25 protein-coding genes and 1 pseudogene are annotated in these 15,666 nt (G+C 61.4%); 15 read left to right on the forward strand and 11 right to left on the reverse strand.

All coding sequences use genetic code 11. The annotated features are described in order from the left end of the window. The first annotated feature begins 378 nt into the window (after positions 1 to 378). The 6 genes from WFK61_RS13295 to WFK61_RS13320 all read left to right on the forward strand — a co-directional run bounded on the left by WFK61_RS13295 (position 379) and on the right by WFK61_RS13320 (position 4,445). Positions 379 to 600: a hypothetical protein gene (locus WFK61_RS13295; protein ID WP_336812366.1), complete on the forward strand. Its 222-nt coding sequence runs from the start codon at positions 379 to 381 to the stop codon at positions 598 to 600. 1,002 nt (positions 601 to 1,602) lie between these two features. Then, positions 1,603 to 1,839: a DUF6894 family protein gene (locus tag WFK61_RS13300; RefSeq protein ID WP_336812368.1), complete on the forward strand. Its 237-nt coding sequence runs from the start codon at positions 1,603 to 1,605 to the stop codon at positions 1,837 to 1,839. A 9-nt stretch (positions 1,840 to 1,848) separates the two neighbouring features. Continuing rightward, the gene (locus WFK61_RS13305) at positions 1,849 to 2,568 is read left to right on the forward strand and encodes a Crp/Fnr family transcriptional regulator (RefSeq protein WP_336812370.1); all 720 of its coding nucleotides are present in this window, start codon (positions 1,849 to 1,851) and stop codon (positions 2,566 to 2,568) included. Positions 2,569 to 2,700: 132 nt separating this feature from the next. Next, positions 2,701 to 2,952, forward strand: coding sequence for a hypothetical protein (locus WFK61_RS13310; protein ID WP_336812372.1), 252 nt, complete (start codon positions 2,701 to 2,703; stop codon positions 2,950 to 2,952). 423 nt (positions 2,953 to 3,375) lie between these two features. Further along, positions 3,376 to 3,705 (forward strand): hypothetical protein, encoded by a 330-nt coding sequence (locus WFK61_RS13315; RefSeq protein WP_336812374.1) that lies wholly within the window; start codon positions 3,376 to 3,378, stop codon positions 3,703 to 3,705. 551 nt (positions 3,706 to 4,256) lie between these two features. Then, positions 4,257 to 4,445, forward strand: a complete 189-nt coding sequence (locus tag WFK61_RS13320) for a YlcI/YnfO family protein (protein WP_336812375.1) — start codon at positions 4,257 to 4,259, stop codon at positions 4,443 to 4,445. Positions 4,446 to 5,058: 613 nt separating this feature from the next. Here WFK61_RS13320 and WFK61_RS13325 read toward each other — a convergent pair. The 4 genes and pseudogenes from WFK61_RS13325 to tnpA all read right to left on the reverse strand — a co-directional run bounded on the left by WFK61_RS13325 (position 5,059) and on the right by tnpA (position 8,151). Next, a complete protein-coding gene (locus WFK61_RS13325; RefSeq protein ID WP_336812377.1) occupies positions 5,059 to 5,274 on the reverse strand; it encodes a DUF1236 domain-containing protein in 216 nt (71 codons plus the stop codon). Positions 5,275 to 5,776: 502 nt separating this feature from the next. Further along, positions 5,777 to 7,309 (reverse strand): annotated as a pseudogene (gene tnpC, locus WFK61_RS13330) (IS66 family transposase). 42 nt (positions 7,310 to 7,351) lie between these two features. Continuing rightward, the gene (tnpB, locus tag WFK61_RS13335) at positions 7,352 to 7,708 is read right to left on the reverse strand and encodes an IS66 family insertion sequence element accessory protein TnpB (RefSeq protein WP_336812378.1); all 357 of its coding nucleotides are present in this window, start codon (positions 7,706 to 7,708) and stop codon (positions 7,352 to 7,354) included. Then, positions 7,705 to 8,151: an IS66-like element accessory protein TnpA gene (gene tnpA / locus WFK61_RS13340; RefSeq protein ID WP_336812379.1), complete on the reverse strand. Its 447-nt coding sequence runs from the start codon at positions 8,149 to 8,151 to the stop codon at positions 7,705 to 7,707. The genes tnpB and tnpA overlap by 4 nt, the downstream gene beginning before the upstream one ends. A gap of 78 nt (positions 8,152 to 8,229) precedes the next feature. Here tnpA and WFK61_RS13345 point away from each other — a divergent pair, with 78 nt between their 5' ends. Further along, positions 8,230 to 8,544, forward strand: a complete 315-nt coding sequence (locus tag WFK61_RS13345; RefSeq protein ID WP_336812380.1) for a hypothetical protein — start codon at positions 8,230 to 8,232, stop codon at positions 8,542 to 8,544. A gap of 139 nt (positions 8,545 to 8,683) precedes the next feature. After that, on the forward strand, positions 8,684 to 8,872 hold the full coding sequence (locus tag WFK61_RS13350; RefSeq protein WP_336812381.1) for a hypothetical protein: 189 nt from the start codon (positions 8,684 to 8,686) through the stop codon (positions 8,870 to 8,872). 26 nt (positions 8,873 to 8,898) lie between these two features. Here WFK61_RS13350 and WFK61_RS13355 read toward each other — a convergent pair whose 3' ends face one another. Further along, entirely contained in the window at positions 8,899 to 9,138 is a 240-nt protein-coding gene (locus WFK61_RS13355) for a hypothetical protein (protein ID WP_336812383.1), read from the reverse strand. Positions 9,139 to 9,406: 268 nt separating this feature from the next. On the opposite strand from WFK61_RS13355, the gene WFK61_RS13360 reads away from it, so the two are divergent. From WFK61_RS13360 to WFK61_RS13370, 3 genes are all read left to right on the forward strand, one after another. After that, complete coding sequence (locus WFK61_RS13360; RefSeq protein ID WP_336812385.1) at positions 9,407 to 9,910, forward strand: YciE/YciF ferroxidase family protein; 504 nt, start codon at positions 9,407 to 9,409, stop codon at positions 9,908 to 9,910. Between the two features lie 63 nt (positions 9,911 to 9,973). Continuing rightward, positions 9,974 to 10,210, forward strand: a complete 237-nt coding sequence (locus tag WFK61_RS13365) for a hypothetical protein (RefSeq protein ID WP_336812387.1) — start codon at positions 9,974 to 9,976, stop codon at positions 10,208 to 10,210. Next, the gene (locus tag WFK61_RS13370; protein ID WP_336812389.1) at positions 10,207 to 10,452 is read left to right on the forward strand and encodes a hypothetical protein; all 246 of its coding nucleotides are present in this window, start codon (positions 10,207 to 10,209) and stop codon (positions 10,450 to 10,452) included. The genes WFK61_RS13365 and WFK61_RS13370 overlap by 4 nt, the downstream gene beginning before the upstream one ends. A 12-nt stretch (positions 10,453 to 10,464) precedes the next feature. Here WFK61_RS13370 and WFK61_RS13375 read toward each other — a convergent pair whose 3' ends face one another. The 4 genes from WFK61_RS13375 to WFK61_RS13390 are packed head-to-tail and all read right to left on the reverse strand — an operon-like array spanning position 10,465 to position 12,218. Next, on the reverse strand, positions 10,465 to 11,322 hold the full coding sequence (locus tag WFK61_RS13375) for an SDR family oxidoreductase (protein WP_336812391.1): 858 nt from the start codon (positions 11,320 to 11,322) through the stop codon (positions 10,465 to 10,467). A 22-nt stretch (positions 11,323 to 11,344) separates the two neighbouring features. Further along, positions 11,345 to 11,533 carry a DUF3008 family protein gene (locus WFK61_RS13380; RefSeq protein WP_336812393.1) on the reverse strand — a complete coding sequence of 63 codons (189 nt, stop codon included), beginning with the start codon at positions 11,531 to 11,533 and terminating at the stop codon, positions 11,345 to 11,347. Positions 11,534 to 11,544: 11 nt separating this feature from the next. Next, the gene (locus tag WFK61_RS13385; protein WP_336812395.1) at positions 11,545 to 11,922 is read right to left on the reverse strand and encodes a VOC family protein; all 378 of its coding nucleotides are present in this window, start codon (positions 11,920 to 11,922) and stop codon (positions 11,545 to 11,547) included. Further along, the gene (locus WFK61_RS13390) at positions 11,919 to 12,218 is read right to left on the reverse strand and encodes a GNAT family N-acetyltransferase (RefSeq protein WP_336812397.1); all 300 of its coding nucleotides are present in this window, start codon (positions 12,216 to 12,218) and stop codon (positions 11,919 to 11,921) included. Before WFK61_RS13390 ends, WFK61_RS13385 begins: the two co-directional genes overlap by 4 nt. Before the next feature lie 114 nt (positions 12,219 to 12,332). On the opposite strand from WFK61_RS13390, the gene WFK61_RS13395 reads away from it, so the two are divergent. Together WFK61_RS13395 and WFK61_RS13400 are read left to right on the forward strand one after the other, a co-directional pair. Then, positions 12,333 to 12,743 (forward strand): DUF6766 family protein, encoded by a 411-nt coding sequence (locus WFK61_RS13395; RefSeq protein ID WP_336812399.1) that lies wholly within the window; start codon positions 12,333 to 12,335, stop codon positions 12,741 to 12,743. Continuing rightward, a complete protein-coding gene (locus WFK61_RS13400; RefSeq protein ID WP_336812401.1) occupies positions 12,721 to 13,293 on the forward strand; it encodes a CinA family protein in 573 nt (190 codons plus the stop codon). The genes WFK61_RS13395 and WFK61_RS13400 overlap by 23 nt, the downstream gene beginning before the upstream one ends. A 7-nt stretch (positions 13,294 to 13,300) precedes the next feature. Here WFK61_RS13400 and WFK61_RS13405 read toward each other — a convergent pair whose 3' ends face one another. Next, a complete protein-coding gene (locus WFK61_RS13405) occupies positions 13,301 to 13,987 on the reverse strand; it encodes an SOS response-associated peptidase (protein WP_336812403.1) in 687 nt (228 codons plus the stop codon). 106 nt (positions 13,988 to 14,093) lie between these two features. Here WFK61_RS13405 and WFK61_RS13410 point away from each other — a divergent pair, with 106 nt between their 5' ends. Further along, entirely contained in the window at positions 14,094 to 14,231 is a 138-nt protein-coding gene (locus tag WFK61_RS13410) for a hypothetical protein (RefSeq protein WP_336812405.1), read from the forward strand. Between the two features lie 471 nt (positions 14,232 to 14,702). Here the strand turns inward: WFK61_RS13410 and WFK61_RS13415 are convergent, their stop codons facing one another. Continuing rightward, entirely contained in the window at positions 14,703 to 14,867 is a 165-nt protein-coding gene (locus WFK61_RS13415) for a DUF4113 domain-containing protein (protein WP_336812407.1), read from the reverse strand. 142 nt (positions 14,868 to 15,009) lie between these two features. Here WFK61_RS13415 and WFK61_RS13420 point away from each other — a divergent pair, with 142 nt between their 5' ends. After that, on the forward strand, positions 15,010 to 15,573 hold the full coding sequence (locus WFK61_RS13420) for a type 1 glutamine amidotransferase domain-containing protein (RefSeq protein ID WP_336812409.1): 564 nt from the start codon (positions 15,010 to 15,012) through the stop codon (positions 15,571 to 15,573). Positions 15,574 to 15,666 lie beyond the last annotated feature (93 nt).

The raw sequence follows: 15,666 nt of genomic DNA on the forward strand, positions 1-15,666 counted from the left end.
GCCCGCCCGTCTGAAACCAGAACGGACAGTCTCACCGAAACCGGCTCAAGGGGGTCAAAGTTGGACGCCGATCCCCCGCCTCAAGGGGTCAAACTTGCACGCCGAAACACATCCTCCCTAGTTTGATCCGCATGAACGCACCATTCGGATTATCGTTCGGGAGAAGTTCGCGGCGCTACTGAAGTCGAATGCTTTATCTGGCGGATGTCCGCTCGCCTTGCCCGCCTCGACGCGCAGGATGGCCCTGAGAAACCGAGGCGCACACATTGGACGCAACCCACGCAACGAACCGAGTTGCCAGCGGACGGCCGGATGAATCGTTCTTGGAACCGTGTGCGCCCCAGTGAAGTTGGCTGCGGATCAAAGGGAGATCCGGCTATGCCGTTCGAGCACGTCACTACGCCGAAGCCAGCAAAGCCCGCCAACGACCGAGGCGCTCAACGGATCACCTCCATTGATGAGTATGAGGCTGCGACGCAACGTGTGCGTGAACTGGCGGACTACCCAGAAGGCTCGCCGCAGGCCGCTGAATTAGCTGCGCTCGTGCAGGTCATCACGCAGTGGGACGAAGCCCACGACGACGCAACCGCTTGGAAGTAGCCGCCGGAAAACTGCCTCATGCCGACCTATCGCTTTATCACTGACAACGGCGGCTCCCACTACGTCGACTTTGATCTACCAAACGACAAGTCTGCCAGAGCCGAGGGATGAAAGGCGTTCTCAGAAGCTGCTCATGACGCGCTCGCTGATGGAGACCACGGAGAGTTGACCTTCGAGGTCCAACAAGCAGAACGCATCATTTATCGGGGGGCACATAACATTTCAGAGCAAGGACGTTGAACCGCCCGTGGATGACGGTGAAAGTGAAGATTGAGGCCTGATGCGGGGAAGCCTACACTTTGCTTTCCAGGGCGAACGCTTGGCTCGACAAGCCATATAGGCCGACTGCGAGCGAGCGGATAATGCCTTGAGCGCGCTATCGAATGGCGCAAAGCTTTGACGTGCGATCGAGTAGCGCTCGCTCGATCTGCGGCTTGGCCTACTGCCGGCAGCGTGGTCAAGGCGCTGCCGCCGGTGGCAATCCTTCAGCTGGCAATCGCCCCCATATGGGGGGAGTCAGACTTCAACGTCTGAACCAGAATGTACCGAGCTGGAACTAATCGACATCTCGGGCCGTTGACGGCTCAGCTTTCGAAAGGTCGCAAGCACATGGCGCAGGTTTTGACGGTCTGCCGTCTTGGCTCGGAATGGGCGGTGCGAGATGCGACAGGCGAGCATTATGGCCACTCCCCTATCATCGACGAAGCCATTGAGACCGCACATCGGCTGTCGCGCCGGAATGGCAGTTCAGTCGTCATAAGTGCGGAAGCCGTCTTGCACATTCAAACTTCAGCAGGTTTGACGCACCACGACAGTGCCACAGCAAGCGCTCAGCACCCTACCTGCTGAGCTGTCACAGATCCCGGCCTCCAACGCGTCGCTTGTTCAATCGAAACCGGCGAGGGGATCCTGCCCGTCAAAGCATCATTTGACCAAGTGCGCGAAACCAACCTCTGATAGGAGCCGTATCACATGGGGGAGGCGCGATCCGAGGAGCCCTCCATGGCTCGCTACTATTTCGACTCGATGGTTTCCGGGGCTCTCGTAGAGGACGAGGAAGGGAAAGAACTGGCCGAGTTCGCGCTGGTGCGACACTATGCATTGGACGGGCTCGCGGACATCGCGCGGCACACAATCCCGCAAGGGGCCCCCTATGTCGCAATACACGTCAGAAGCGAGGCCGGTGAAATCGTCTACAGCGTTGCTGTATCGGTGACGGAAGAGACCGCCAGGCCGTGAGAGGTGACCATGGACATCTTTGCGCGCAAGCTGCGGAGCCTCTCCGATATCCGGGATAGCGATTTGGCCCCGCTACGCGATGCAGCGCGTGACCGTAAGACGATCACCCCAGGTGCGGACATCATCACCGAAGGGGAAGAACCCGAGGATGTCCATCTGATCCTGAGCGGCTTCGCATATCGCTACAAGCTGACGGAGGACGGCTTACGCCAAATCTTCGCCTATCTGCTGCCGGGCGACTTCTGCGACCTCCATGTCGCGTTGCTCAATTACATGGACCACAGCATCGGCACGGTCAGCCCCTGTGAGGTAGCGCTGATACCGCGGCGCAAGATTTTGGCGCTTATTGAAGACCATCCTCGTATCGCCAGGGCGCTATGGCTCTGCAATCTCGTGGATGCCGCCGTGCTCCGCGAATGGCTTCTCAACGTGGGGCGACGGTCCGCCGATACTCGCATCGCGCATCTGTTCTGCGAGATACATGAGCGGCTGGTTGTGGTTGGCATGGCTGAGCCTGACAGCTTTGAACTGCCTATCCCTCAAGCCGCTCTAGCAGATACCGTCGGACTCTCAGACGTTCACGTGAACAGGAGCCTGCGAGCACTGCGCGAAGCCGGGGTTGCGACTTTCCGCAATCACACGGTCAGCATTCCCAACATTGCAGCGCTGCGAGCCTACGCGGGGTTCGAAAGCTCTTACCTGCACTTACGCGCCCAACCCGTCGACTAGCGCCGAATTCCCATCAAAAGTTAACGCACCTCCGTTCGCGACATGCTCAATTGACTTCGCAGTTGTCTCCATGCCGCTTTTGGAAATGACCGCTGGCTGCGCACATTGACGCCGCCCAGGCGGAGACACGTTATGCATACCGGTAAGGGCCATCTGATCCTGCGCGACGGGCGCAGGCTTCCTCTCACGTTCCAGTTCGGTAGCGACTACGACGATATGCGCGCGGGCTACCTTTTGTGCGATACCTCTGGGCTGGATGCTGGAGCGCTGCTGGATCGCCTGAAAGTGTGCTGTGACGACGGAACGGACATCATCGTCGCGGTCATGCACTCCAGCGATCGATATCTAGCCGTCACGGGCCGGCTTCTGCCTGTTGCAGCCTGATCGAGGCCCAAGGACTTGGCTACCTCCATTCCCCAAACACGGAATGCGTTTCACGCGGAACTCCAGTCCGATTGTGTTGTTGCGTGCGATTGGGAACCAGGATCCGCCAATGTCGCAAACACTCAAGATCGATCGCGTCGGCGCCGAATGGGCCGCCCGCGATGCGACGGGGACGAGCTATGGAAAATCTCCCAACCTGTTCGAGGCAATAGAGGCTGCGGAACGTTTGGCGAGGCGGCTCGGGGCAAGAGTGGAACTCAGTCGCGAGGCTCAGAACCATCTTCTAACTCTGGGTTCGCGGAAGCCTCCGAGGGGTTAGAACCAGCCCCCTCGGGTATTGACGCCTCGCGCGGCGTTCGTTCTTTATCGTCCCAGTTGCCGATTTTTGGCGTGGATGGGCCATTAGCGGACGGCTGGTAAGAGATGAAACCGACTGTCGAGAATTATACGGTTGCGCTGCCGTGGTACGAGCGCGAGCACTTCGAACAGCTCTGGCAACTTGCCAACGACCAGAAGGAAATGCCCCGCGATTATGAAGTGTGGCACGCCGCCGCGCTAAAAGTGATCGATGAGTGGCTTGCCCGCGGCAAAGCGCTTCAGATCGTTACGATACGCCCCGACGAGTTCATCGCATGGTTGGCTGAACGACAGCTCTCGAACACAGCCGCGACACGCCGACAGTACGTTGAAGAGCGGGCTAGCGGGATAGCTGGGGTGGGCGGCGTGGCGGTCAACACTGGTAATGCCCGTTAGCGGAACCGGAATATCCCCGCGCTGTTGAATCTGCGTCAGTGCGTTGCGTGAGGTGTTTCCATGGTTGCCCTCAGAAAGCCGGCCGAGCAGCAGCCCTGTCGCCATAGCGCGGTGAAGCACGAGCTATACCGAGAGCGATGCAAGGACGAAGACGACAACCGCTATACGGTTATCGTCTGGCGGGATTATCCAGGCACCAACTTGACCTCGTACACGCTCGAAGACGGTACGCCCGTCCACTATGAGGACGAGTGCTATTTCCTGATCGAACCGACCCGTCAAATGCTAACGCGGTGCGACGATTGAAGTGCTCCATTCTATGGAATGAAAACGACACTAGAGCGAGCGTTTGAGCTGGCGGGCTCAGGAAACTACGTGACGATCAAAGAGTTGCAACGGGCGCTCGCAGCGGAAGGATATGCCCTTCACCAACTGACAGGTCCCCTCCTTTTCGAGCAGCTTCGCAAGCTCATGAAATCCGCTAAGGCCTCAAACGCGTAAAATGGCGCACGGGCATTTGGTCCATGGTCTTCGAACCTCTATGAGGCGCCATGACCAAATCAAAATCGAGTCCAGATAAGATGGCCGCGGGCTTTCCGCCCGGAACCTTCGGACGCATCGACGCAAGCCTTGATCTGGCGGAGACCAGAACCGATTTCATCCGCGATGCTGTGGAGCGCGAGCTCAAGCGGCGCGAGCGCGCGGTCAACCTACGCGAGGCACAAAAGAAGCCTTGCTAGCTGGAGTGAACCTCGCACGGCGTGCTCCAAGGGGCCGGGCCATTACCAGCTCTATTAAAAATCGTCGGAGGGATGCGAAGCTCGCTCGGCCGTGGAGATATTATCCGGCCGATTCGCCATCCGACTGCAGCTGCGACGAGCATCCCAGCGGTGACGAATATGGCGGTAATAGCTGGCGTCATGGGAGGCTCCGGCATAGGCATGGAGCATGTCCAACGCCTTCCGCCGAACTTGGTTCGCGCCAGATGATGTTGGGGTGCTCATTCGCAACGTCCTTGGACGAAGCAGCAGAGTTTGCCGTCGGTTGAGCGATGCGGCCCCCAGACAAGACAATCCCTAGAAAGAGCTAGGCGCACAAAGGCGACGGGAAGACCCGTGGAGCCTGCGGACACCAATCCCGCAGCTTCGAGCGTATCAAAATTGACAGGAAACGGTTCTTTGCCACGAGCGTCATGCAACATTGCCAAGATCGCCTCAATCGCCCTCTGCCGCGGCCGATCAATCCGTCCCATTTCACGACTGCGCTCGAGAGAGGTTAAACAATCTGTCCTGCTAAGAACTCAATGCAAAAGGCCCCGCCGGCTCCGGCTGACGGGGCCATCGGTTTCTGGAGTTACTGGATCACCTGAATGATCCGCCGGGTGCGCGGCTCGACCACGACAGGTGTGCCGTTCACGACCGTGTAGCGATATGTTCCGCCGAACTCGGCGGGGACTTCGCGGTAGGTGACGCCGCTTTCGGGAAGGACGGTGCCGACGCGAACGGTCTCGCTGTACTTGTACGACGGCACTTCGTTGGCCTGCACGTAGGTGCGGAACCTCGGCATCATAGTCGGGCCAATCCCCGCAGTGTCATTGGCTCCTGGCTGCGAGCTGTTGGCAGAACCGCCGCCTGCTCCGCCCGCCGCTCCGGGCGCGCCGGTTGACGAGCCTGGCGCAGCCCCTGTCGCTCCCGCCCCATTATTGCCTGACGAGCCACCGGGTGCTCCTCCAGCCGCTCCGCCGCCGGCTGCTCCGCCGCCCGCTCCTCCCGAGCCACCCGCGCCTTGGGCGAAGGCAAACGCCGGAAGCATGGCAACGGCGGCAACAAGAATAATCTTTCGCATAGGTCCATCTCCTCGATTGACCCCAGTTGGGGGGCTAACGGGAGCCGAACGGCACGGGTTCCATTGAAAAAGAAAAAGGCCCCGCCAGCCGAGGCCAACGGGGCAGTCCGAGGATTTCTGTCTGGCAAGACAGGCCGATGGAACGCGCCCAAATGTCAGCGGTTCCGATATAGGTCGCCGCCGCCAATCAGAGGCACGAGGACGAACCATGTCGTAAGCGTCGTCCTCAGGCCACGTCCCTGAGAGCGGCCTGAGCCGGATAGGCCCATGGCAGCAGTTCATCGATGCGGCTGTTGGGATGGCCGCTGACGATCCTGGCGATGACGTCGGCGAGATAGGCGTGCGGCTCGACGCCGTTGAGCTTTGCGGTTTCGACGAGCGAGGCGATGACGGCCCAATGCTCCGCACCGCCGTCGGAGCCGGCGAAGAGCGCATTCTTCCTGGTCAGGGCCAACGGCCGGATCGAGCGCTCGACGGTGTTGGAGTCGATTTCGACGCAGCCGTCATCGAGGAAGAGGCTCAAGCCCTGCCAACGCGAGAGCGCATAGCGGATAGCCTCGGCGAGCTTCGTCTTCTGGCTGATCAGGCTGAGCTTCTCGCGCAGCCATGGCTCCATGGCCTCGAGGATCGGCCTGCTCTTTTCCTGGCGCGCGACCCGACGTGCATCGGCATCATGGCCACGGATCGCGGCTTCGATGCGATAGAGCTCGGCGATGCGCTGGAGGGCTTCGCTAGCGATCGGAGCGGGGCCGGACCGAGCGAGTTCGTAGAAGCGTCGCCGCACATGCGACCAGCACAGGGCCAGGCGAACCTCGCCGCGTTCGGCCAGCACCTTGTAGCCACCATAGCCGTCGACCTGGAGGATGCCGCGGAAGCCGGCGAGATGAGCGATCGGCCGTTCCGCCTTGCGGTCGGGAGCATAGACATAGACGACGCCGGGTGGATCGGCGCCGCCCCAGGGCCGGTCATCGCGGGCATAAGCCCAGAGCTGGCCCGTCTTCGTCCGGCCCCGGCCGGGATCGAGCACGGGCGCCGTGGTCTCGTCGGCGAACAGCTTGGGCGAGGCCCTCAGCACCGCCAGCATCCGTTCATGCACGGGCCGCAACAGGAAGGCGGCGCGCCCGACCCAGTCGGCCAGCGTCGAGCGATCGAGCGCGACGCCCTAGCGCGCATAGATCTGGGCCTGACGATACAGCGGCAGATGATCGGCATATTTGGAGACCAGCACCTGGGCGACCGTCGCCTCGGTCGGGATGCCGCCCTCGATCAGCCGGGCCGGGGCCGGCGCCTGCACCACGACGTCTTCGCAGGAGCGGCAGGCATATTTCGGGCGGCGCAGCACGAGCACACGGAACTGGGCCGGCACGATATCGAGGCGCTCGGCTACATCCTCGCCGATGCGATGGAGCTTGCCGGAACAGCAAGGACAAGTGTCGCTCTCTATGTCGACTATCATCTCGATCCGCGGCAGATGCGGCGGCAGCGCGCCGCGGTTCGCGCGGCGCTGGCGCGCCCGGGTGGCCTTCTCGGCCGGCGCTGTCTCCTCGGACGCCGCGAACTCGGCGGCTTCGACCTGCTCGGCCTCTTCCAGCCCCAGCAGAAGCTGATCCTCCGGCAAGGTCTCGGCCCGGCGGCCGAAGCGGTGCCGCTGCAACTCCTTGATGATCTGGCGCAGGCGCTCGATCTCCGCTTCCCGCGCGATCAGCATCGCCTGAAGCGTCTCGGGGTCACGGGGAAGCTCTCGCGGGAGCGCGGCCATGACGCCGATTCAATCATATTCCTCAGATGCTTGCGAGCGCTTTCAGCTCGCGGCGACCGGTGCCGCCGCCCGCTGCGGTTCATGGACCCGGCGCCAGTCCAGCCCTTCGAACAGGGCCTGAAGCTGGGCCGCCGTCAGCCGCAGGGCTCCGTCCTCGATCTTGGGCCAGCGGAACTCGCCATCCTCCAGACGCTTCGAGACCAGCACCACGCCGGTGCCGTCCCAGAACACCAGCTTCACCCGGTCCGGGCGCTTGGCGCGGAACACGTAGATCGTGCCCGAGAACGGGTCGGCGCCCATCGTCTCGCGCACCAGCGCGGCCAGGCCCTCGGCGCCCTTGCGGAAGTCGACCGGCTTCGTCGCGACCATGACGCGGACCGCGCCGGTCGGGCCGATCACGATCCGGCCTTCAACGCGCCGAGCACCGCCGCGATCGTGACCGGCGAGGCCCCGTTCTCGATCGTTACCCTGACGCCAGCGACGTCGATCTCGATGGCTGCCGCGCGCCGCGACCGAGCGCGTCGCTTCAGGCGTAACGACTGCGCCGTCCGCTCCGATGTGGGTGCTGGTTCTGGCGCCACCACCGCCGGCACGAACGCGGGCATCGCTTCCGCGGCCTTGCGGATCTCGCGGCGCCAGGTGAACAATTGCTGCGGCGACAAGGCATGGCGGCGGGCGACGGCGCTCACCCTCGCGCCAGGCTCGAAGCTCTCCGCCACGATCCGCGCCTTGTCCTCGGCAGACCAGTCCCGACGGCGCCCCGCACCCGTGAAGACCTCAAACCGCCTAACCGGCTCGTCGATCTCGACGCTCGATTTAAGCGTAAGCTCTGAAATCGTCATATGTCCAAGCCCTCCAGGCTCGGAACATCAACGTTCATGCCCCATCCCGAAAGGTGGGGCCGGGACGCCGCTTACACCATGTCTGAAGACACCGACGACAATGTATCCCAAGCTTATGAAGCCGTGGCATGGCGCGGGTTGATGCTCGCGCTTCTCGCGCAGGTCATGGTTCCAGCGCCTAACGATGAGGAGGAGTGCGCTCAGTTCCTGGCAACAGTTCTTTCCGACATCATCGATCAGACCGTAAACAGTGAGGCCATGCCCGAAGAGCTCGATCGCGATGCCTTGCGAGCCGAACTGGACGCCGTGAACGAAAGCATCAAAGCGGACCTCGCTCAAGCTCGCTTAGACCGCGAAAAGCTTCGCGCAACCTATCTGCGGCCCAGCCATTAGCGTTAGCGCACACCGCGCCGTAACTGGAGTCCTTGGCCATCGAAGCGGCCTGAGTTTGAAGATCGGAGAGAGCGCTAGTGTGAGGGAACAGTCCTCTTTGGCAGACCGTTCATTGGAAGGGGGCAGCCGGGAGGCTTCCATGCGCGACGGTCAAGGCAACAAACTATCCCCGGAAGAGCAGCAAAAGGTCCGCTCGATCCAAGGCGCTCCCGATAAGGACTCTGTCAGCGGCATATCCATTGACCCTAACCGCGACAAGGACACGGGCGAAGCAGACAAGCCAGTCGTGAAGCCAAGTGAGAAGCCGGCCGCGGGTCCGGGTGAATAGGCGGCGGGCGACATATCTGCGGGCCGTCAGCGGCGAGGTTGCCGTTCCTGAAATCGCCGGAACGCTCGATGGGCAAGTTCGTCCGGCTCTTCCGCCCGCTCAATTGCGAGAGACACAACCACGTACACCATCCGCAAGCGTTGCCGCTCTCGCTCCGCAGAGGGGAGGCTGGCCTCGACGTAGCTCCAGGCAATTTCCGTGGCCCTCTCCGCGCGTGCAATTTCCTGCGCGTTCTCAAGGATGGCAAACGGGTTGGGCTTGGTCATCGCTGGCTTTCGGCGTCGCTAAACTCGCGCACTGAGGACGCGCTGCGGCGGCAAAGGTTCCGAAGCTTTCGAAACCGCCGAAGGCTCGCCTAAAGCCGTCGATTGCCTAAGCCGCTGACTGGATTTCAGACGCCCCGTGGCGAGATTCTGTTCCACGCTCATGTATTCAAATTCTGGTGCAATTGCCGACCCCGCGTGCGGAACATCAGGTGCTCGGGGCGGTTCACCGAGTCTACGGCTGGGGTCCCTTCACATCAGGAGGCTCCCAATGGGATGGTTCACCAAGGACATCGAGACAATGGACGACCTGTTCGTCCATACGCTTCAGGACATCTACTACGCCGAAAATCAGATCAAGAAGTCGCTTCCCGATATGATCGACAAGGCGACGAGCCCCGAGTTGAAGCAGGGCTTCCAGAACCATCTCCAGCAGACGGAAGGTCACATCACCCGCCTGCAGCAGGTCTTCAAGCAGCACGGCGCGGAGGAGAAGGGCGTCACCTGCCCGGCCATCGACGGCATTCTATCCGAGGCTAGCGATATCGCTGGCGACGTGGCCGACAAGCAGGTCCTCGATGCAGCCTTGATCGCTGCCGCGCAGGCCGTCGAGCATTATGAAATCACGCGATACGGCACACTCGTCGCGTGGGCCAAGCAACTTGGCCGGGAGGACTGCGCGTCGCTCCTCCAACAGAACCTCGACGAGGAAGACGCCACCGATAAGAAGCTGACCAAGCTTGCGACCGGCAGCATCAATCGCAAGGCTGCTTAAGGGCAAGGCCCTGCCGGAGATCCGGCGGGGCCTTTTACCCTGAGGCGAACACGGGAGGTAGCGATGATTCCGTCAAATCCGGTGGTTTCCGGCCGGGATCTAGCGCTGCGCATGATTGCAGCGTACCCGAACCGCGACTGGGTCGCGCTCCTGGCAATGAGAGCCGGTAAGAGCCGCGACTTCGTGGAGTGGCATCTTCAGGAAGATATGGCACCGCCGGCGGACCTGTTGCGAGCCATCTCCGAGCTGCTTCACGAAGTGGCCGCCAGCGAACCGGCTCAGGTGGAAGCGAAGCCATGACGCTCAAAACTCACGAGGAGTACGAGGCCGCCTTGCAGCGCGCCGCTGCCCTGAGCGACGCGCCCCCGGATTCGCCGCAAGCAACCGAGTTTCAGCAGCTCACCGCTGAAATCCGGCGATGGAACGAGGCGCACAAGGGAGAGAGCAGTCACGGCCCGGAACCGTCTGAAGGCTTGCTCAAGCCGGATGATCTTCCGTTCTCGGGCCTGCCGGGCAACCTCGGTAAGCTCAACAAGGATTGAGCCGTGCGTCGACTAGAGGATCGGGTGGCCGCCGGTCACGGCAATGGTGGCTCCTGACACGTAGCTCGAGAGCGGATCGGCCAGCATCACATAGGCCGTTGCCAATTCGGCAGGCTGTCCGGGTCGCTTCATGGGAACCTGCTTACCGAAGTTCGCGACGCTGTCCTCGGGCAGCGTCGACGGAATGAGCGGAGTCCAGATCGGCCCGGGAGCGACGGCATTGGCCCGAATGCCCTTCTCGGCCAACAACTGCGCCAAGCCGCCGGTGAAGTTCTGAATGGCACCCTTCGTGGTGGCGTAAGCCAGCAGGGTAGGATTGGGCTTGTCGGCATTCACCGACGCCGTGTTGATTATGCAGGCTCCCGGTTTCATATGGGGAACGGCGGCCTTGGTCAGGTAGAACATTGCATGGATGTTCACGGCGAAGGTGAGCTGCCATTCCTCGTCCGAAATCTCATCGATCGTGTCGAAGCTCGCCTGATGCGCGGCATTGTTGACCAGGATGTCGATCCCGCCGAACTCGGCTGCGGCACGTTCGACGATACGGCGGCAATGGGCCGCCTTCTGGATGTCGCCGGGCATCAGCACCGCTTTCTGCCCGGCTTTCTCAACCCACCGCCGGGTTTCCTCGGCATCGTCATCCTCGTTCAAATAGGAGATTAAGACGTTCGCGCCTTCCCGTGCGAAGGCGATGGCGACAGCTCGGCCTATCCCGCTATCCCCGCCGGTGATGATTGCGCGCTTGCCCTTGAGGCGGCCCGAGCCGGCGTAGCTTTCCTCACCGTGGTCCGGCCTAGGCGACATCGCGTCTGTTCGTCCAGGCATAGGCTGCTGTTGCTTCGGGAAAGGCGGTTCGAACCGTGCCGTCATCCCTGCCTCCTCAAAATGGTGTTCAGTTCTTGCTCTTGTGCTCGGGCTTTCCCTTGCGCTTGGTCGAAGCCATCTCCTCGAGCTCGGTTTCGCTCATCGATTTCTCCATCGATTTCGAGGCGCCCTTCAGCTCACTTTTCTTCATGTCCCCACGCTTGGCGGCGAGTGCGGCGCCGGCGGCCTTCTGCTGTGCGGCTGACTTTGCAGGCATGTCGTCCTCCTTCACTTGGATGAACGGGTGACGGCCTCGATCTTGTTGCCGTCGGGATCGAATACGAAGGCGGCGTAGTAGTGAGCATCATATTTTGGACGCACACCCGGCGCGCCCGCGTCGCTACCACCATGGGCGAGGGCGGAACGGTAGAAGGCGTCGACGATCACGCGGTTTCCCGCCGCAAAGGCAATATGGGTTCCGTTGCCACTGGAGGCCTTCATGCCATCGACCGGTGTCTCGATGCTGAAGAGAATGCTGCTCACGCCGTAATCGGCTGATCGGTCGCCGCTGCTCAGGAGCCGGATACCGAGCTCTGCAAAGACAGCGTCATAGAACCTGCGCGCCTGCTCAATATCGTTGGTGCCCACGGAGATATGGTCGATCATCGGTTTGGCTCCCCCCGTTGGGCGAGAACGTCCTGGTACTTGGGGTGCTGCCTGGCCCAGTCCGCGATGAAAGAGCATGCGGGGACGATCCGCTCGCCTCGGCTGCGCGCGTGCTCGAACAGCGCTTCCGCCAGCCGCGAACCGAGCCCCTGACCACGCAGGGCCGCGGGCACCTCCGTGTGCGACACCACGATGTAGTCATCGAGGCGCCGGTAAGTTGCGAAAGCCTCACCGCCAGGAACCGCCATCACGAAGCGGTTGCGTTGCGGATCGTCGCGGACGGTCGGCGTTTCCATCGGATTAAGCCGCTTCCTGGAAGAGGAGATGCTGGATGTTGAACCCCGGCGGCTGATCCGAGTTCCATCTCGGGAGCAATGCTTCTCGAAGCCTTGCGGAGCTGGGAGCAAGCAATGAAACGCTCAATCTGGACCCGTTACGGATTTGCCTGGGTCACCGGAGGCTTCTTCCTGATCAGCTTGGTGGGACACTGGGTGTTCGGATGGTTCGCCTATGCGCAGGAACAGGCGAGCCATGGTCAGGCCGCAGGCTTCGATGGTTATTTCGTCGAGATGATGCGTGACACGCTGGAAAATTGGCAGTCGGAGTTCCTGCAATTGCTGTGGCAGGTCGCCGGCCTCGCTATCCTCTTGCATGTCGGATCGCCCCAATCGAAAGAGGGCGACGACCGCATGGAAGCGAAGCTCGATGCGATTTTGCGGAAGGTCGACCCCGACGAAGCCGACCGGCTTATAAGCGAGATCGACGAGGACTACATGGGCCGTCACACGGATCACCGATATGTCCGAGAGCACCAGCATTGATCGCGAGGATCTCTCCAGGCTCGAAAGCGCCGAGAAACTCGCTGAGCGCCTCGTTTCGCTGTGCCTCACTCACAACGAGCGTATCGTCACTGCCGAGTCGTGCACGGCGGGGTTGCTCGGTCAGACCCTCTCATGTTGCTTCGGGGCAGCGACGGCGTTCGAGGGAGGCTTCCTGACTTATACCAAGGAAGCTAAAACGAAGATGTTGGGCGTTCCCACCGATCTGCTGAAAACCAGCACCGCAGTTCATGAACGGGTCGCCCTCGCTATGGCCGAAGGCGCTCTCGCTCAAAGCCCTGCGACAATTGCGCTTTCGATCACAGGGGTCACAGGTGATGCGCCTGATGATGACGGCAATCCAGTTGGCCGAGTGGTCGTCGGTTGCGCAACGGCTACTGAAAGCCGCGCGGTGCATTGTGAGTTTGGAAACCTGGCATCGCCTGCTCTGAATATGCTGGCGGTCTCCGCAGCGTTGGTCTTGGCACTGCGGCACTTGGGCGATGAAACTTCCGCTGGTCCTTCCAGCTCCGCATTCCTGCAGCGCCGCTAGGGATTATTTAGAACAGATCATCCTTGAACGGCTCGATGGTCGTCGGATCGTCGTCGCCTTCGCCGGCCTTGTTCACGCGCTTGGACACGATCCATTCGCGCAGCTCGCGCGGCGGCTGCTTCAGCAAATCCATACCGCCCGAACCATCCAGCCACGCCTCGAAATCCTGGCGCAGCAGCATGCATGGCATGCGGTCGTGATACTGCGCCGTCCAGACGTTCGCATCGCGGACAATCATCGTGCAGGTGGTGATGTCCTCGCCCGTCTCGGGATTGCGCCAGCTCTCCCAGAGGCCCGCGAAAGCCAGCAAGTCGCCATCGGCCGCTGAGAAGAAGTGCGGCACGCGATCTTTCTTCTCGCCTGTCCATTCGAAAAAACCGCTGGCCGGGATGATGCATCGCCGGCTCCGATAGGCATGCTTGAATGTGCCACTGGTCTCGACGGTCTCAACGCGGGCGTTGAAGGTCGCGAGCTTGAAATCCTTGAGCCCGCCTTTGTGCCAGCCGGGGATGAGACCCCATCGGGCTTTCTTCAGTTCGCGCCCGGCCTCGGTGTTCACGATGATATCGACTTCGGTTGTCGGCGCGATGTTGTAACGGGCGCGCAGGTTCGGCGTGGCTGCCGGCACTATCAGCGGCTGGCTGAAGGCTACAATCTCGTTCCAGCTATAGGCCTGGCTGAACCGCCCGCACATGAGTTCTGCTCCCGTTCGCTGCCTGCGTTTACCAACGATTAAGCATCTCATTCCGCTTCCGATGTCCGAAAGCTAAGGCAGCCTCGGGGGGCGGAGAGCGCGATAAATGCTGAGCGACGACGCCATTGGTTACGAAGATACCCAGTCAAGCCCGAGCAAAATGCTCTGGCGTGCGGCGTTGGTGGTTCTGGTGATGTTGCCTGCCGCTCTGATCGGGTGTGCGTTGCTGGCAGTGATGAAGTAGCCCCGATGGCTTGGTCGACGTTGCGGAAGATCCGAGGTTACAGCCTGTCCTACGAAGCTGTCGAGGCGTTGCTAGGCTGCGCTATTGCGGTGCTTCAAACCGCCTGGATCGGCATTCTAGGCTACGGCCCATGGTGGCTGATCTAAGTTCCACCCTGCACGCGCGGCTTTCCTATATTGGATGCCCATTCAGCGTACGGTGTGTTTTTCGCCATATGGCGGTTATAATCGGGCGCGCCATCGTCCCACCAGACTGGACCGCGCTCCCCGAGCGCCATCTTGGCGGCATCAACGGCGGCTCTAGCTCCGCGCAGATCGCCATTGCCAGCTTTCGCATCTCTCACGCTCGCCTGGCGTTCATCACCTCGTTGACCATTTCCTGGCGGCGATTCGGGAATGGTGGGATTAGTCGCCCACCAGAGGCTGCCGGCGACGATGAAGCGACCGTGCGGTGTGGTTGGTCGGCGCGTCGTCACTGATGGCCCACCACAGGCAGCTCATCGATCCGCGTCGTGTATCGAGGCGACCGCATATCGAATTTGGTGACCCACGCCTTACGTTGCCGATAGACGCCAGCAGCGGCCGGGAAAAGGGTGCCTCGACCATGCTTCGAATTCCAAGCATCGAGAGCGGCCATTAGGCGCCCAAACTTCTCGCGATCGAGAGCGCCAATCAAGGCTCGCTGAGACGTCTCCAGCGGTTGAGGACATTTGAAGAGGAACGCATCCGGTGCTGCTCGGTTGGTCTAAGGACGTCCTTCTCAACCCCGGAGAGCATCCATGAGCGCCCTTACCGGCAAACGCATCCTCATTCTCGCAACGCACGGTTTCGAGCAGTCTGAGCTCGACGTTCCGCATGCCTCATTGCAGAAGGCCGGCGCCACAGTCGACATTGTTTCGCCGGAAGCTGGTGAGATCAGGGGCTGGCAGAACAAGGACTGGGGCCGCCCCGTCGCTGTAGATCGAACGCTCGATCAGGCACGCGCAGAGGATTACGACGCCATTGTCCTCCCCGGCGGTCAGATGAATCCCGATACGCTGCGTGGCAATGACAAGGCCCTCAGCCTGATCAAGAGCTTCTTCGACCAGGGCAAGGTTGTCGCTGCCGTTTGCCATGGACCGTGGCTGCTGATCGATACCGGCATCGCCAAGGGCCGGAAGGTCACCTCTTACAAGACGATCAAGCAGGATCTGCTCAATGCCGGCGCAAACTGGCAGGACGCCGAAGTCGTAACTGACAAGGGAATCGTGACCTCACGTAAGCCCGGTGATCTGCCCGCGTTTGTCGCGAAAATTATCGAGGAGGTGAAGGAAGGTCGGCATGATCGGAAGGCGGCGGCCTGATCTGTTGGCCGCCTCATCGACACAGGTGAAGCCCGGCCATCGCGCCGGGCTTCTTCTTTAGGATTGCAAAAGTCCTTGGCTTCACCGCTGTCG

The organism is Allobosea sp. MMO-172 (assembly GCF_037147855.1).
In the GTDB taxonomy this organism is placed as follows: Bacteria; Pseudomonadota; Alphaproteobacteria; order Rhizobiales; family Beijerinckiaceae; genus Allobosea.

What these genes read in the sequence shown, in the direction of transcription:
- WFK61_RS13295 (WP_336812366.1), top strand. Translation starts at nt 379, where the DNA reads ATGCCGTTCGAGCACGTCACTACGCCGAAGCCAGCAAAGCCCGCCAAC.
- WFK61_RS13300 (WP_336812368.1), top strand. Translation starts at nt 1,603, where the DNA reads ATGGCTCGCTACTATTTCGACTCGATGGTTTCCGGGGCTCTCGTAGAG.
- WFK61_RS13305 (WP_336812370.1), top strand. Translation starts at nt 1,849, where the DNA reads ATGGACATCTTTGCGCGCAAGCTGCGGAGCCTCTCCGATATCCGGGAT.
- WFK61_RS13310 (WP_336812372.1), top strand. Translation starts at nt 2,701, where the DNA reads ATGCATACCGGTAAGGGCCATCTGATCCTGCGCGACGGGCGCAGGCTT.
- WFK61_RS13315 (WP_336812374.1), top strand. Translation starts at nt 3,376, where the DNA reads ATGAAACCGACTGTCGAGAATTATACGGTTGCGCTGCCGTGGTACGAG.
- WFK61_RS13320 (WP_336812375.1), top strand. Translation starts at nt 4,257, where the DNA reads ATGACCAAATCAAAATCGAGTCCAGATAAGATGGCCGCGGGCTTTCCG.
- WFK61_RS13325 (WP_336812377.1), bottom strand. Translation starts at nt 5,274, where the DNA reads ATGATGCCGAGGTTCCGCACCTACGTGCAGGCCAACGAAGTGCCGTCG.
- tnpA (WP_336812379.1), bottom strand. Translation starts at nt 8,151, where the DNA reads ATGACGATTTCAGAGCTTACGCTTAAATCGAGCGTCGAGATCGACGAG.
- WFK61_RS13345 (WP_336812380.1), top strand. Translation starts at nt 8,230, where the DNA reads ATGTCTGAAGACACCGACGACAATGTATCCCAAGCTTATGAAGCCGTG.
- WFK61_RS13350 (WP_336812381.1), top strand. Translation starts at nt 8,684, where the DNA reads ATGCGCGACGGTCAAGGCAACAAACTATCCCCGGAAGAGCAGCAAAAG.
- WFK61_RS13355 (WP_336812383.1), bottom strand. Translation starts at nt 9,138, where the DNA reads ATGACCAAGCCCAACCCGTTTGCCATCCTTGAGAACGCGCAGGAAATT.
- WFK61_RS13360 (WP_336812385.1), top strand. Translation starts at nt 9,407, where the DNA reads ATGGGATGGTTCACCAAGGACATCGAGACAATGGACGACCTGTTCGTC.
- WFK61_RS13365 (WP_336812387.1), top strand. Translation starts at nt 9,974, where the DNA reads ATGATTCCGTCAAATCCGGTGGTTTCCGGCCGGGATCTAGCGCTGCGC.
- WFK61_RS13370 (WP_336812389.1), top strand. Translation starts at nt 10,207, where the DNA reads ATGACGCTCAAAACTCACGAGGAGTACGAGGCCGCCTTGCAGCGCGCC.
- WFK61_RS13375 (WP_336812391.1), bottom strand. Translation starts at nt 11,322, where the DNA reads ATGACGGCACGGTTCGAACCGCCTTTCCCGAAGCAACAGCAGCCTATG.
- WFK61_RS13380 (WP_336812393.1), bottom strand. Translation starts at nt 11,533, where the DNA reads ATGCCTGCAAAGTCAGCCGCACAGCAGAAGGCCGCCGGCGCCGCACTC.
- WFK61_RS13385 (WP_336812395.1), bottom strand. Translation starts at nt 11,922, where the DNA reads ATGATCGACCATATCTCCGTGGGCACCAACGATATTGAGCAGGCGCGC.
- WFK61_RS13390 (WP_336812397.1), bottom strand. Translation starts at nt 12,218, where the DNA reads ATGGAAACGCCGACCGTCCGCGACGATCCGCAACGCAACCGCTTCGTG.
- WFK61_RS13395 (WP_336812399.1), top strand. Translation starts at nt 12,333, where the DNA reads ATGAAACGCTCAATCTGGACCCGTTACGGATTTGCCTGGGTCACCGGA.
- WFK61_RS13400 (WP_336812401.1), top strand. Translation starts at nt 12,721, where the DNA reads ATGTCCGAGAGCACCAGCATTGATCGCGAGGATCTCTCCAGGCTCGAA.
- WFK61_RS13405 (WP_336812403.1), bottom strand. Translation starts at nt 13,987, where the DNA reads ATGTGCGGGCGGTTCAGCCAGGCCTATAGCTGGAACGAGATTGTAGCC.
- WFK61_RS13410 (WP_336812405.1), top strand. Translation starts at nt 14,094, where the DNA reads ATGCTGAGCGACGACGCCATTGGTTACGAAGATACCCAGTCAAGCCCG.
- WFK61_RS13415 (WP_336812407.1), bottom strand. Translation starts at nt 14,867, where the DNA reads ATGGCCGCTCTCGATGCTTGGAATTCGAAGCATGGTCGAGGCACCCTT.
- WFK61_RS13420 (WP_336812409.1), top strand. Translation starts at nt 15,010, where the DNA reads ATGAGCGCCCTTACCGGCAAACGCATCCTCATTCTCGCAACGCACGGT.